Origin of the sequence: Allobaculum sp. Allo2 (assembly GCF_022701175.1) — a bacterium.
Lineage (GTDB): Bacteria > Bacillota_I > Bacilli_A > Erysipelotrichales > Erysipelotrichaceae > Allobaculum > Allobaculum fili.
In genome coordinates this window covers 56,771-69,615 of the sequence record NZ_CP078088.1, presented here as the reverse complement: position 1 = coordinate 69,615, position 12,845 = coordinate 56,771, and the positions used below count along the sequence as shown (strand labels likewise).

Genomic DNA, 12,845 nt, shown 5'->3' with positions numbered 1-12,845 from the left:
GGCCGCCATGCAGACAAAAAATATTCTTGAAACCATCAAAATGATCGACGAGGAATGCCTGGATATCCGAACCATTACCATGGGCATTTCTCTGCTCGACTGTGCGGACGCGGACATTCACGCCTCCTGCGCGAAAATTGAAGAAAAAATCTGCCGTCTGGCCAAGAATCTGGTCAAAGTCGGCGACGATATCAGCCGAGAATACGGCATTCCGGTCGTCAACAAGCGCATTTCGGTTACCCCGATCGCAATGCTTGTGGCCGCTTCCGGCGGCGATCCGGTCGAATACGCTCTGACACTCGAGCGCTGTGCGCAGAAGCTAGGCGTCAATTTCATCGGCGGCTATTCCGCTCTGGTGCAGAAAGGCTATTCGCACGGGGACAACGAACTGATTGAAAGCATTCCCCGCGCGCTGTCGCAGACGGAGCACGTGTGCTCTTCCGTTAATATCGGCTCCACCAAGGCTGGCATCAATATGGACGCGGTCAAGCAGATGGGCCGCATCATCCGCAGCTGCTCGGAAATCAGCGCGGATAACAGCTGCATCGCCGCAGCCAAGCTCGTTGTCTTCTGCAACGCGCCGGAAGACAACCCGTTCATGGCCGGCGCCTTCCATGGCGCAGGCGAAGGCGACTGCGTCATTAACGTCGGCGTATCCGGCCCGGGCGTCGTCCGTGCCGTTCTGGCCAAGGCCAGCAAGCACGCCACGATGGATGAGCTTGCCAACCTGATCAAGCGCACCGCGTTTAAAATTACCCGCATGGGCCAGATGGTCGGCAAGGAAGCCAGCCGCCGTCTGGGCGTTCCGTTTGGCATTGTCGATCTTTCGCTGGCGCCGACTCCGGCTGTCGGGGATTCGGTTGCCTATATTCTCGAAGAAATGGGTCTGGAAACGTGCGGCGCGTACGGCACCACCGCCTGCCTGGCCATGCTGAACGATGCCGTGAAAAAGGCGGCGTCATGGCGACCAGCCACGTCGGCGGTCTGTCCGGCGCCTTCATTCCGGTTTCGGAAGATGCCGGCATGATTCACGCAGCCAGCACCGGCTGCCTGCGTCTGGAAAAACTGGAAGCCATGACCGCAGTCTGCTCCGTCGGCCTCGACATGATCGTCGTGCCGGGCGATACGAGCGCGGACGTGCTGTCCGGCATGATCGCGGATGAAGCCGCGATCGGCATGGTCAACACGAAAACGACCGCTGTACGCATCATTCCGGCCATCGGCAAGGAAGTCGGCGACGTTCTCGATTTTGGCGGACTGCTGGGCAGCGGCCCGGTTATGCCGGTCAATCAGGAGAAAAACAGCGTGTTTGTCAACCGCGGCGGCCGTATCCCGGCTCCGCTGCAGGCCCTGAAAAACTAAAATGGGAAACCAGTCCTGAAAATCAAGAAAAAAACGATGAAAAAACGCTTAAACGCTCTTTTCCGATAAAAAGCCGCTCGTCCGGGTTTGCCTTTTGAAGGGCCTTGTGTTTAAATCGTTGCATAAAACGAAGAAGAGAAGTAGTAAAAGCCGGAACCTTGCAGAGAGACCGCGGCTGGTGAAAGCGGTCAGGGATAAAGCTTTGAACGTGTCTTGGAGTGCGGACTAATCCCCGCCGTAATCCGCGTTAAGGATGAAAGAGCCCTGGCTATTGCCGGGGAAGTAAGGTGGTACCGCGTATAATCTGCGTCCTTTCGTCAATTTCGAAAGGACGCTTTTTTATCGGACCGCTTCCTGATTCTGATCTTCTATATGGGCCGATGCCCAGGAAAGGAATAAAAAATGAAAAAGACTGTATCGATCGCATTAAGCGCACTGCTCGCCTGCGGCATTGCCGGATGCTCCTCCGCACCGGCCGAAACATCCAGCAAGGCCGATGCTTCCAGCACCGCGGCCAAAGCGGACGCCAAGGAAATCCTCATTGGTATTTCCCCGACTATCCGCCTTATGAATCCAAGGATTCCAGCAACCAGATCATCGGTTTTGACCCGGATATGACCGACTGGATCTTCAACTATCTCAACGAAAACGGACACAACTACACCTACAAGTTCGAAGAACTTTCCTTCGACACCATTATTTCCGCGCTGCAGGCCGGCCAGATCGACCTCGGCATTTCCGGTTTCACCTACGATGAAGACCGTGAAGGTATCTTCTCCGATTCCTACTACGATTCCGCACAGGTTATCGTTGTCGCTTCGGATTCCGAATTCACTAACGCTGACGATCTCAACGGCAAAGTGGTAGGCGCTCAGCAGGGAGCTACCGGCGAAGAAGCCGCTGCCATGATCGAAGGCGCTCAGGTACAGGCCGTATCCGATGCCAACCTCATGATGGAAAACCTGAAAGCACACGGCATCGACGCAGTTGTCATCGACAAGGCTGTAGCGGACCAGTACGTAGCCAACGGCGATTTCAAAATCATCGGCGACGCTCTGATGGATGAAGAAAACATCATCTACTCCACAGAAGACCACAAGGAACTGATGGATGAAATCAACGAGGCGATCAAAGCCTTCAAGGAAAGTGACGAATACACCGTTCTGACCGAAAAATGGTTCGCTCCGGCGGACAAAGACGCCGAATAAGTGAGGAGATGCCCTGACGAATGGAAAAATTCTCACCCAGGAAAACCTGCTTTTCCTGCTCAAAGGCGCCGGCATTTCGCTGCTTTTAGCCCTGGGTGCTCTGCTGATCGGCATGGTAATCGGTATCCTGCTGGCAGCCGGCCGTCTTTCCAAGGTTAAAATTCTCAACTGGCTTTGCAGCATATATGTAGAAATCTTCCGCGGTACGCCAATGCTTCTGCAGATCATGTTCTTCTATCTCGGCATTCCGGTTCTGATCCGGATGATTACCGGGGTAAGAGTTCGCATGGATGTGTATGCGGTGGCGCTGACCGCTCTGTCGCTCAACTCCGGTGCATATCAGTGTGAACTGTTCCGTTCCGGTATTCAGGGCGTTGACAAAGGACAGTGGGAAGCGTGCGAAACGCTCGGCATTTCCTACTGGCCGATGATGTTTCAGGTCATTCTGCCCCAGGCGTTCAAGCGCATCATTCCGCCTCTGGTTTCCGAGTTCATTACCCTGATCAAGGACAGTTCTCTGGCCAGCTGCATCGGTGCCGGCGAACTGATGCGCAACGCGCAGACGCTCGGTGCGCAGTACTATAACTATCTTGTTCCGCTAATCGTGGCCGGCATCATGTACCTGTTCATGACGCTGATCATCAGCTGGCTCTCAAGAAAGCTGGAAAGGAGGATGGCTGTAAGTGACTGATCCAAAAACAAACGAAGCGAAAGCTTCTGGCATCATGATCGATGCCTCCCATCTTTCAAAAACTTCGGAAAGCTGCATGCGCTGCACGATGCTTCCCTTCAGGTCAAAAAGGCGAAGTCGTCTGCCTGATCGGTCCTTCCGGTTCCGGCAAGTCGACGTTCCTTCGCTGCATTCACGGTCTGGAAACACCGGATGAAGGATCCGTTACTCTTGACGGCAAGCGCATGGATCCGAAAAACAAGGCGGAATACCGCGAGCTGCGCAATAAAATGGGTTTCGTTTTCCAGCACTTCAATCTGTTCCCGAACAAAACCGTTATCGACAACTGCAAGCTTGCCCAGACGACGGTTCTGAAGCGTTCGGATGAAGAAGCCGAAAAAGTGGCGCTCGAATATCTGGGAAAAGTCGGCCTGCTCGAAAAACGGGACAGCTATCCCAACCAGCTTTCCGGCGGACAGAAACAGCGTGTGGCGATCGCCCGAGCGCTGTGCATGAATCCGGAAATCATGCTTTTGACGAACCGACTTCCGCTCTTGACCCGGAAATGATCAAGGAAGTACTGGAAGTTATGCAGGATCTGGCTGCCCAGGGCATGACCATGATCGTGGTTACCCACGAAATGGGCTTCGCCCGCAAAGTCGGCACCCGTGTTGTCTTCCTCGAATCCGGAAAGATCGTGGAAGAGGCGGATTCCGAAACATTCTTCACAAACCCGCAAAGTGAACGGGCAAAAGAGTTCCTGTCCAAAGTTTTCTATTCCTGATCAGGAACCGCCCTGCAGGAAAGGAATTTTATGAACATCAAGGATTTTCTGACTGAACAGTGGATGAACGACTATGAACGTCAGGCGCGTTTCAACATGACCGACACATCGGCTCTGCCGATGGGCATGGAGGAACTGCTGGCGTTTGAACCGGATCTTTTAACGGTCTCGTTCTGGATTACGGATGGATTACCGGTGATCCCGCTCTTCGTCGGGAAATCCTTTCTTTATATGAAGACCAGCGCGAAGAAACGCTGACCATGACCAACGGGACGCTTCAGGCCAATGAACTGGTCATGAACATTTTGCTGAAAGCGGGCGATCATGTAGTGACCATCACGCCGGGCTACCAGCAGTTTTCCGATTATCCCCGCTGGCTTGGATGCACCGTCAGCGAACTGCCGCTCATTGAAGACGGCTGGACGCTCGACTGGATGGCGCTGGAAGAAGAATTTCAGAAGGGCACGCGCCTGATGGTGTTCGCCTCGCCGAACAATCCGACCGGGACCTGGCTCAATCGCGAAGAGGTCCTGCGTCTGCGCGATCTGGCGCGAAAATACGATGTCTGGATTCTTTGCGATGAAGTGTACCGGCAGTACGACGCGGACGAATGCGCCATGAGCGATGTGTATGAAAAAGGCGTCAGCACCGCTTCGCTTTCCAAGCTGTTCGGTCTGGCCGGCGTACGACTGGGATGGGTGAAAGCCTGCCCCGAACTCATCGCGCAGATTAATGTGTTCCGTGACTATACGCTGATCTGTGCCGGACCGCTTTCTGAAAAAGCGGCCTGGGCCGGTCTGCACCACCGTCAGGAAATACTCGAACGCTCCAAAAGAAAATCGCCGAGAACAAGAAAATTCTGGCGAAGTGGCTGGAAAAATCTCCGTGGTTTTCCTGCCAGCTGCCGCGCAAGGGAACGGTTTCCTTTCTGAAACTTCCCGAAGGGCTGTCCAGCCGGGAATTTGCGAAAGGACTTCTGGAAGAAACCGGTATTTTCTTCGTTCCGGGCTGGTGCTTTGGAATGGATCAGTATGTCCGGCTTTCCCTGGGCCGGAATTTCGAAGATCTCGAAGGCGTTCTCGATCGGATCGATGTCTGGACCGCAAAGAAGATGCAGGAAAAAAGAGAAGCTGAGCACATCCGGGCAGTAAATCCGGCGTCCGGGGAAGGGCGAAAGAAGTACGAAAATGGGAAAGAGAACCGTTCGCTTTCTATATCCGCTTTCTATATATAGTGGATATCGACATAGACTCGGATTGGACTTTTCTGAAGACCATAAATTTCCCATTGGACAGTTTTCGAAGACAAAAGCGCGCAGCCTGAAAATCCATCTGTACACATGTGGCGGCTTGAACAGCCGCTTTTTCTGTCGAACGAAAAGAAAAATGAACCGGCTGAGCAGGCTCGCCGGTACAAAGAGAAGGGGATAATTCGGCAGTTTCCTGTCCAAAACGGTAGGATAGAACCGGATGCAGCCAGGTCGCCGGCCCAAGAGCAGGCGCCAGGAAGCCGTACAAACCGGCAGATGGAGGTCATCCAGAAATTTAAGGGGTTGAACGATGCGCTACTACATCGCGGACTGTCATTTCTTTCACCGCTCGCTGCTGACCAAAATGGATCAGCGCGGGTTTGAGAGTGCAGAAGAGATGAATGAATATATGATTGAACGATGGAATCAGAAGGTAAAACGAAATGATGAAGTCGTAATTCTGGGGATTTTTCGTGGGGAAACGGAGAGCAGACGAATGAACTGCTCGAACGGCTGAATGGCCGAAAATTTCTGATCAAGGGCAATCATGACCTGTATCTGAAAGATAAAACCTTTGATCCGGAGTCATTTTGAATGGATCAAGGACTATGCGGAACTGCATGACAATCGAAGAAAGGTCGTTCTTTCGCACTATCCGATGATCTGCTACAACGGGCAGTATCGAACGGACGAGCAGGGAACGCCGACGACGTGGATGTTATATGGACATATTCATAACACCCACGATCAGGACAATCTGGATGTGTGCTGCGACTATATCGCCAGACAGACGCATGCCAGAATCGGAACCGGTGAAATCGCGCAGATTCCGTTGCAGATGATCAACTGCTTCTGCATGCGTTCGGACTATCAGCCGCTGAGTCTGGACGAGATGGATTGAAACAGAAAAGAAGAGGAGAATGCCAAAAGCGGATTTGGCCGAAGTACTCCATGCGCAAGACGTATCCAGTAAATAAGAGGCGTACACAATATATAGAAAGGCGAAAAGCCGATTTCTGAGGGAAGAGACGCTCAGAAGGGATGAACGATACCGGCTTTTGATTGGCAAAAACGTATGACACTGACCGAACGAAAGCGTCTGCTCAAAAGCATGGACGGTGCGAAAAAGGATGAGCTGATCCTGACGTATTTCAAACGGATGGATAAGCAGGAAAAAGAACTGTTTGATCTCTATATCCAAGCCGTGGCGGAAGGTAAGGAACCACCTGACGCGAAAGCGAAAATCATAGATGTCAAAAGGCTCGAACCAAGGCGGAGAAACTGATCGACCGGATGCTGGGCTGGAGAAGATGCCGCGGCGCGACCCGCACCAAAATGAAAAATGAGATGAAAAGCATTCTCAAAGAACTGCCCCTCATGCCAGAAGAAGCCGTAGAGTACGATCTCGCCTGCCAGACGTATCTGGAAATCGCCCGGCAGCTCTGTGTTGTGGATGAACGGTCTTACTACTGGAGCGGCTGTCTGGAAGAAATGAATCTGACCTGGACAGAGCTGTATCGAACCGCCTGTTCCATGTATATGGCCAGAGGAATTCGCGTCGAAACGTTTGAAAAGCTGTGCGATGCGATTTTGCCGATGGCAAACGGCGACTGGATCATTCAGGATGAACTGCTCGACGTTCTGATGGGTTATATCCGAAACGGCGATCTGCGCTTTGATCTGATCGACGACTACGATCAGAAAATTCGTGCGCTCCATGCCGAAGACAGTGCCCAGATTCAAAAGAACCGAAAGCGGATCGATCTGTACGAACATTTTTATATTCGTCTGATGGAAGCCGACGGCCAGAAAGAAGCCGCTCTCGCTCAGGTGCGCGCCTGGGAAGGCAGCGAGCGGCATAGCGAAATCCGGCGCCTGCTCGAAACGGCGGCGCGGGAAAAAAGCGCGAAGAAGAAGAACGCTTTGCAAGTCTGGCAAGGGAAAAGGAAGACGAAAGCGATTGAACCCACAGACCGGGAAAACGAACAGCGGTCATTCTGCATGAAAACGCATACAGGATGACCGCTTTTTACGACGTATTTGGTCAATGTCATTAAGTTAAGATTTCTCAGACCACATCAGCGTTAAGCAGTGATGTGGTCTTTTTCTACTCTTCAAGTCAAATCTCGAATGATTCGAGTTTTTCACTTTTTCTAAAAATCTATTGACAAATTTCTGCCGCCGCGCGTCTGCTTCGCAGCCGATGGGGAGAACTTAAAGGAGTTTTCCCTATGACTGCTATCGCCAAAGAATGTTCTTTCTTCAGAAACACCTTCCTCAATATCATCAGCTCAGAAACGGCGAACCCTGCCAATTTTACTTCTCAGTCCGCCTTCACCCGTAAGCGGCAGATTGACCTGCATGAGCTTGTCCTTCTTCCGTTTCAGCTGACAGAGGAATCCCTCGCTGCTTCCTTTCCCTGGATCCTGTTTAAGGGCGGATCATCTGTTTCAGCCTCTGCTGTGTCTCAGGCCCGTTCCAAAATCAACTCTTCACTTTATAAAAACGTCTTCAATCGGTTTAACAAGGCAACTTCCAGCTCTGATGTTAAAACCTTCAAGGGTTATCGCCTCCTCGCTGTAGATGGAAGCGAGATTCAAGTTCTTCCTGAACAGGACAATGACATCACCTATGGCGCTTCTAAAAAGGCAAGAAGAGGCACTTTGTTCATTTGAATGCCGAATTCGACGCCCTCAACTCCGTCTTTACTGACGCGCTGCTTCAACCCGGCTCTGAGAAGAATGAAGATTCAGCTCTTCTTGAACTCGCTCAGCGTTCTTCATTTCAGAAAGCCATCTTCATCGCTGATCGGGGATACGAAGCTCTTATGTCTTTCTATCGCCTGCAGAAGGAACATGTCCCTTTTGTCATACGTATCAAAGACGAGACATCATCTACAAGCATTCTCAAGTACTATAAGACTCCCGAGTCAGAAGAGTATGACATTCCTTTCAATGTGATTCTGACCAGTAAAAACAACAGGCATGTCAAAGACCATTGGGATGTCTATAAGTACATCTCTTCGTACAGGAAGCAGCCTGAATTTGACGGTCAAACGACTGAACTCCCTTTAAATATCAGGGTTGTGAGGTTCAAAGCTGCCTGCGAAGGGAATGAATCATTCATTACCGTCTGCACCAATCTGTCGGAAGCTGAGTTTGGGACCGAGGACATCAAGCAGATCTACCGTCTGCGCTGGCAGGTTGAAGTCGGCTTCAGGGGACTGAAACGAAACACCGATCTTGAATGGACTCATTCAAGGAAGCTTGATCTGGTCCAGGCAGAGATCTATGCCAAAATGACTCTCTACAATCTTTGTTCCCGTTTGCGCAACAAGGTAGAAAGATCTCGTCAGCACCAGAAGCGCATCGCTCAGGCCAAAAAGCACAAGCAGAAGGCAGATTTCGGATTCATCATCAAAACGATTCAACAGTGGCTGTTCAAAAAGCCAGAATCAGCTTGAGTACACTGGAAGATCTTCTTCTGGCCAGGATATCTCCGATCAGAGAAGGAAGAGCTGATACCAGAAAGAAGAAGTGACAGATTTGAAAACCGAAAGTCATCAGGATGATTTTTTCAACAGGTAGAAAATCATCCTTTTCGTCATGCCTGAGACGCAAAATATAAGAAATGACAACGCTCATGAACAGGGTATACGATTTTTATCCCTCCTTAACTTAATGACATTGCGTATTTGGTAAACTAAAAAGAAATAAACTCCCCGTTCGGGCTAAAAGGGAGCCCGTTTCAAATGAGAAAGGAAATATTGGGATGAAAAAATATACCTCGCGTCTGCTTGCGGCTCTGGTCAGCGCAGCGATGCTGCCGCTTCCTTCTGCACCCGTGCTCGCTGTGGAAACGCCGGAAGCAGAGCCGGAAACAGATCGTTATGAAGTCTATCCGATTCCGCATTCCGTGGAATATCCTGCATCGGACAAGTTCACCGTTTCAAACGAGGTGAACGTTGTCTATGAAAATGATATTGATCAGTACACCAAAGACTATCTTCAGGAAATTCTGAAAGAAAACGGACTGACCGCCACAACCGGAAGTGAAGCTGTGAGCGGAAAGACGAACATTCTTCTGGGCGTTCATGATTCCAACGGTGCCGCTGATGCCTGGTTTGATGCCAACGAACAGCTGAGTGCCGATCTGTTTGAAAAGACCGACGCCTACGCGCTTGATGTCGATCAGGATGGAAACACGAGTGTAATTGCGATTGTGGGCAAGGACACCGATGCTGCTTTTACGGTCTGTCCTCGCTGGAAATGATGTTCTCTTCCTTTGAAGGCAATCAGCTAAGAAAGTATCGATTGAAGACTATGCCGATAAGGAACTGCGCGGATTTATCGAAGGCTTTTACGGCGGATTCAGCTACGAAGACCGCGAGACGCAGATTCGCTTTCTGCGCAAGGTAAAAGGCAATATGTATGTCTTCGCGTCCAAGACCGACCCGTATCACGGCGGTTCAAACTGGCAAGCGCAGTATCCGCAGGAAGAGCTCAATCAGATTAAGCACCTTGTCGATGTGGCCAAAGCCAGCAAGGTTCGCTATGCGTGGTCGTTCCATGCCGGAAAATCGGCCTTTTAAACGGTGCTTCGCCGCAAAGAGACAGTGCAAACTACGGTGTATATCAGGAGCGGCTGGCTGCACTGCTTGCAAAATTCCAGCAGCTGTATGACATCGGAGTACGCGATTTCCACATTTTGAACGATGACTACAACAGCGGAGCCCCCGCGGATATCGCGCTCTTTCTGAACGATGTAAACGCCTGGCTGAAAGCAAAGGGTGACTGCGGACCGTTGGTTTACTGCCCGATCAACTACAACCGGACCTGGGCAGCGGAAGCCACAGTTACCAATGAGCTGAACGCCTATAAAAATAATCTCGACGACCATATTCTTCTGTACTGGACAGGAGAACGCGTAAACTGCCCAGTAACGCAGACGGATATTGACTGGGTCTACGAACGATCCGGTCATGAAATCGTCAACTGGCTCAACTATCCGTGCTCCGAGCACGATAAAGCCGGTATTTATCTCGGCAATATCGATTTTTATTTCTCGACCGCCGATAATCTCCAGCATACAAAAGGTCTGATGTCCAATCCGGTCAATTATCCGGAAGCGAATAAGGTCGCTTATTTCCAGCTTATGAGCTGGCTGTGGAATACGCAGAACTTTTCCGAGAACGTCGATACGATCTGGAAAAACAGCTTTAAGTACATCGAACCGGAAGTGGCAGACAGCTATGCGGTTGTGGCAAGACATCTGTCGAACTGTCCGGACTCCGGACGCTATCCAGGCGGTTTCCCGGAATCGGAAGACCTGAAAGAAAGTCTGGAAACGCTTCAGAACAGACTGAACAGCGGAATTCCCGCAGAGAGTTCTGAAGAGTTTGCGGCCGTGTATGACGAGTTCAAGGCCATTACGGCAGCCGTTGCCGATATGAAAGCCAACGGAAGCGAAGCGCTTCTTTCGGATCTGAATCCGTGGCTCAATTCGCTCGACGCGGTGGCGAAAGCCGGCATCGCGGCCATGGATGCCTATACGGCGTTCAGCGCAGGCGATATGGAAAACGCCTGGATTCACCTCAGCAAAGCCAACGAAGAATTCGCCAAATGGGACGATAACAGTCCGCGCGAATATGCCGATAAGACGGCTAAGGGCGGATCGAAGCGGCTCTATCCGTTTGTGAAGAATCTGCTGACGAAAATGTCCAATGAAATCCTGCTCAACCTGAATCCGGACTACGACGGCTTTACGCCTTCTGTAATTTCCAGCTTTGGAGAAAACACCAATACGCAAAAATGATCGACGGCGATGAAACGACGTTTGCTTCCTGGAATAGTGTCCAGACCGCTGGTGACTACTATGGTCTCGATTTAGGCCGTATGCTGAATATCCATGATGTGGAAATTATTCAGGGCGAAACGGATACGCATCATGACCGCTTCCACGAATCCACTCTTGAATACTCTGCAGACGGCGAAAACTGGACACCGATTGAAGAAAATATCAACGAAAGCCGTATCGTACGCAAAAATCTGGATGTTCGCGCCCGCTACATTCGACTTCGCGTTACTGGATTTACAGACCCGAACAACCCGAACAAGCACGATTTCTGGACCCGCGTTCGCGAGTTCACGGTAAATAAGTCCGCTAACACCCCTGCACAAATTTATTCGACGCAGGAAAATGCCGGTTCAGCTTCGATTGAATCGACAGACAGCACAGTCACACTGAAAACAAATTCCGCTTTGACTCTTGAGGCGGGTCAGTCCATCGGTGTGAAACTGACCGATCCGATCTTCATTTCCGCCTTGCAGGCTGCACAGGCCCCATCGGGCTGCGTCCTGGAATACTCGCTGGATGGTACAGCCTGGAGCAGAGAGACGATTTCCGGACGAGAGACCGTTCGTTTTGCGCGGGTACGAAATACCACGAATGCGGAAGTTGTGCTTCCTGCTGATTTTGCCCTGAACCTGATGAAAACAACGGGTGTGGTTCCGACGGTTACTTCCGATTTACCGCTCAAAGAGGGCTCCTGGTCTGCTTTGACCGACGGCAATTTGACGACGTATGCATGGACAAGCGTCAATCAGGCGGCTGGGCAGAGTATCATGATTGATCTGGGCCGCGAACTGCCGTTTAACGCGCTTTCGATTTATATGGCCGAAAATCGCCCGCGTCTTTACCATGGTGATATTTCGGTTTCCGCCAATGGAACAGACTGGAAAAAGTCATGACTGTCAATGCCGCGGATGACAAGACCGTAATTGACAGCGCACTGCGCTACCAGCGTACAGAAGGTGACGGCTCGCGGATTCGTTACATTCGAATCGATGTTACGGACAGTGCCAAAGAGGAAGCAACGGAGCAGTCAGCCTACCTGAAACTGCATGAGATTTTACTCAATGATGCACCGCTTCCGGAAGACGTTCCGTCTCTGTTTACAGGTACGGAAGAAAATATGCAGCTTGCGGCAGACAACGATCTGACAACATGCTTTGAACCGAAAGCGCCGGCAGGATCCTTTGAGTATGTCATTCCCGAAAAGAACGAGCTGCCTTGCCTGACTATCGTGCAGGACGCGGAAAACTTCTCCAATGCGGCTGTTAAAGTCCTCTATGAAGGAGATGAAGAGTGGACAGATCTGGGAACTCTGGAAAAATCGGTGAACCGCTTTGCGCTCGATGGTACAAAGAAAGCCCTTCGTGTGCGTGTAAACTGGAGCGCCGATCAGCCAAAACCAAAAATCTACGAGATCGTGATGACCGGGGACACCGCAGAAAAGTCTCAGCTCAGCACAGTGCTGACTAAAGCCAAAGGAATCAAACTTTCCGACTACGCACTTGAAGGCCAGGCGTTGGAGCAGTGGACTAGTCAGATCCGCGCTGCGCAGACCGTTTATAACAATACGAACGCTGATCAGGCTGCAGTGAACGAGGCAGCCGAAGATCTGAATCGCGATCTTCTTGCTTTACGCCTTGCCCCAGATGCAGAAAAAATCGACGCTTTAAATCGCTGATCGCTGATTTTGGGAAGAAATAGTAAATAACAAGCTTGTGT

Annotated in this window: 15 protein-coding genes, 3 pseudogenes and 1 other annotated feature; all 18 genes and pseudogenes read left to right on the top strand. The window is 51.0% G+C overall.

Annotation, left to right across the window (positions count from 1 at the left end):
- The first annotated feature begins 7 nt into the window (after nt 1–7).
- The 18 genes and pseudogenes from KWG61_RS00455 to KWG61_RS00370 all read left to right on the top strand — a co-directional run bounded on the left by KWG61_RS00455 (nt 8) and on the right by KWG61_RS00370 (nt 12,804).
- Nucleotides 8–1,362, top strand: a pseudogene (locus tag KWG61_RS00455) (PFL family protein).
- 121 nt (nt 1,363–1,483) lie between these two features.
- Nucleotides 1,484–1,679: a binding site (T-box leader), on the top strand.
- Between the two features lie 85 nt (nt 1,680–1,764).
- Nucleotides 1,765–1,980 carry a hypothetical protein gene (locus KWG61_RS00450; protein WP_242745751.1) on the top strand — a complete coding sequence of 72 codons (216 nt, stop codon included), beginning with the start codon at nt 1,765–1,767 and terminating at the stop codon, nt 1,978–1,980.
- Nucleotides 1,956–2,570 (top strand): transporter substrate-binding domain-containing protein, encoded by a 615-nt coding sequence (locus KWG61_RS00445; protein WP_242745742.1) that lies wholly within the window; start codon nt 1,956–1,958, stop codon nt 2,568–2,570. Before KWG61_RS00450 ends, KWG61_RS00445 begins: the two co-directional genes overlap by 25 nt.
- A gap of 13 nt (nt 2,571–2,583) precedes the next feature.
- Nucleotides 2,584–3,261 (top strand): amino acid ABC transporter permease, encoded by a 678-nt coding sequence (locus KWG61_RS00440; protein ID WP_242745741.1) that lies wholly within the window; start codon nt 2,584–2,586, stop codon nt 3,259–3,261.
- A 34-nt stretch (nt 3,262–3,295) separates the two neighbouring features.
- A pseudogene (locus tag KWG61_RS00435) lies at nt 3,296–4,024 on the top strand (amino acid ABC transporter ATP-binding protein).
- 30 nt (nt 4,025–4,054) lie between these two features.
- Nucleotides 4,055–4,282: a hypothetical protein gene (locus KWG61_RS00430; protein WP_242744609.1), complete on the top strand. Its 228-nt coding sequence runs from the start codon at nt 4,055–4,057 to the stop codon at nt 4,280–4,282.
- Nucleotides 4,198–5,258: pseudogene (locus KWG61_RS00425) on the top strand (aminotransferase class I/II-fold pyridoxal phosphate-dependent enzyme). Before KWG61_RS00430 ends, KWG61_RS00425 begins: the two are co-directional and overlap by 85 nt.
- Before the next feature lie 325 nt (nt 5,259–5,583).
- A complete protein-coding gene (locus KWG61_RS00415; RefSeq protein WP_242744607.1) occupies nt 5,584–5,790 on the top strand; it encodes a hypothetical protein in 207 nt (68 codons plus the stop codon).
- Between the two features lie 57 nt (nt 5,791–5,847).
- On the top strand, nt 5,848–6,174 hold the full coding sequence (locus tag KWG61_RS00410) for a hypothetical protein (protein ID WP_242744606.1): 327 nt from the start codon (nt 5,848–5,850) through the stop codon (nt 6,172–6,174).
- A 174-nt stretch (nt 6,175–6,348) separates the two neighbouring features.
- Nucleotides 6,349–6,558, top strand: a complete 210-nt coding sequence (locus tag KWG61_RS00405) for a hypothetical protein (RefSeq protein ID WP_242744605.1) — start codon at nt 6,349–6,351, stop codon at nt 6,556–6,558.
- 8 nt (nt 6,559–6,566) lie between these two features.
- The gene (locus KWG61_RS00400) at nt 6,567–7,295 is read left to right on the top strand and encodes a hypothetical protein (protein WP_242744604.1); all 729 of its coding nucleotides are present in this window, start codon (nt 6,567–6,569) and stop codon (nt 7,293–7,295) included.
- A 209-nt stretch (nt 7,296–7,504) separates the two neighbouring features.
- The gene (locus tag KWG61_RS00395; protein ID WP_242743450.1) at nt 7,505–7,948 is read left to right on the top strand and encodes a hypothetical protein; all 444 of its coding nucleotides are present in this window, start codon (nt 7,505–7,507) and stop codon (nt 7,946–7,948) included.
- A complete protein-coding gene (locus tag KWG61_RS00390; RefSeq protein ID WP_242743451.1) occupies nt 7,945–8,736 on the top strand; it encodes a transposase in 792 nt (263 codons plus the stop codon). The genes KWG61_RS00395 and KWG61_RS00390 overlap by 4 nt, the downstream gene beginning before the upstream one ends.
- 308 nt (nt 8,737–9,044) lie before the next feature.
- On the top strand, nt 9,045–9,545 hold the full coding sequence (locus KWG61_RS00385) for a glycoside hydrolase family 20 zincin-like fold domain-containing protein (protein ID WP_242744603.1): 501 nt from the start codon (nt 9,045–9,047) through the stop codon (nt 9,543–9,545).
- A gap of 40 nt (nt 9,546–9,585) precedes the next feature.
- Entirely contained in the window at nt 9,586–9,864 is a 279-nt protein-coding gene (locus tag KWG61_RS15665) for a beta-N-acetylglucosaminidase domain-containing protein (protein ID WP_367614417.1), read from the top strand.
- Nucleotides 9,831–11,087 carry a beta-N-acetylglucosaminidase domain-containing protein gene (locus tag KWG61_RS00380; RefSeq protein WP_256460727.1) on the top strand — a complete coding sequence of 419 codons (1,257 nt, stop codon included), beginning with the start codon at nt 9,831–9,833 and terminating at the stop codon, nt 11,085–11,087. Before KWG61_RS15665 ends, KWG61_RS00380 begins: the two co-directional genes overlap by 34 nt.
- Nucleotides 11,084–12,022 (top strand): discoidin domain-containing protein, encoded by a 939-nt coding sequence (locus tag KWG61_RS00375; RefSeq protein ID WP_242744602.1) that lies wholly within the window; start codon nt 11,084–11,086, stop codon nt 12,020–12,022. The genes KWG61_RS00380 and KWG61_RS00375 overlap by 4 nt, the downstream gene beginning before the upstream one ends.
- A complete protein-coding gene (locus tag KWG61_RS00370; protein WP_242744601.1) occupies nt 12,019–12,804 on the top strand; it encodes a hypothetical protein in 786 nt (261 codons plus the stop codon). The genes KWG61_RS00375 and KWG61_RS00370 overlap by 4 nt, the downstream gene beginning before the upstream one ends.
- Nucleotides 12,805–12,845 lie beyond the last annotated feature (41 nt).

Bases quoted from the DNA above. Each gene is read 5' to 3' on its own strand.
- KWG61_RS00375 (WP_242744602.1), top strand. From the start codon at position 11,084: ATGATCGACGGCGATGAAACGACGTTTGCTTCCTGGAATAGTGTCCAG.
- KWG61_RS00395 (WP_242743450.1), top strand. From the start codon at position 7,505: ATGACTGCTATCGCCAAAGAATGTTCTTTCTTCAGAAACACCTTCCTC.
- KWG61_RS00450 (WP_242745751.1), top strand. From the start codon at position 1,765: ATGAAAAAGACTGTATCGATCGCATTAAGCGCACTGCTCGCCTGCGGC.
- KWG61_RS00400 (WP_242744604.1), top strand. From the start codon at position 6,567: ATGCTGGGCTGGAGAAGATGCCGCGGCGCGACCCGCACCAAAATGAAA.
- KWG61_RS00385 (WP_242744603.1), top strand. From the start codon at position 9,045: ATGAAAAAATATACCTCGCGTCTGCTTGCGGCTCTGGTCAGCGCAGCG.
- KWG61_RS00430 (WP_242744609.1), top strand. From the start codon at position 4,055: ATGAACATCAAGGATTTTCTGACTGAACAGTGGATGAACGACTATGAA.
- KWG61_RS00405 (WP_242744605.1), top strand. From the start codon at position 6,349: ATGACACTGACCGAACGAAAGCGTCTGCTCAAAAGCATGGACGGTGCG.
- KWG61_RS00370 (WP_242744601.1), top strand. From the start codon at position 12,019: ATGACTGTCAATGCCGCGGATGACAAGACCGTAATTGACAGCGCACTG.
- KWG61_RS00415 (WP_242744607.1), top strand. From the start codon at position 5,584: ATGCGCTACTACATCGCGGACTGTCATTTCTTTCACCGCTCGCTGCTG.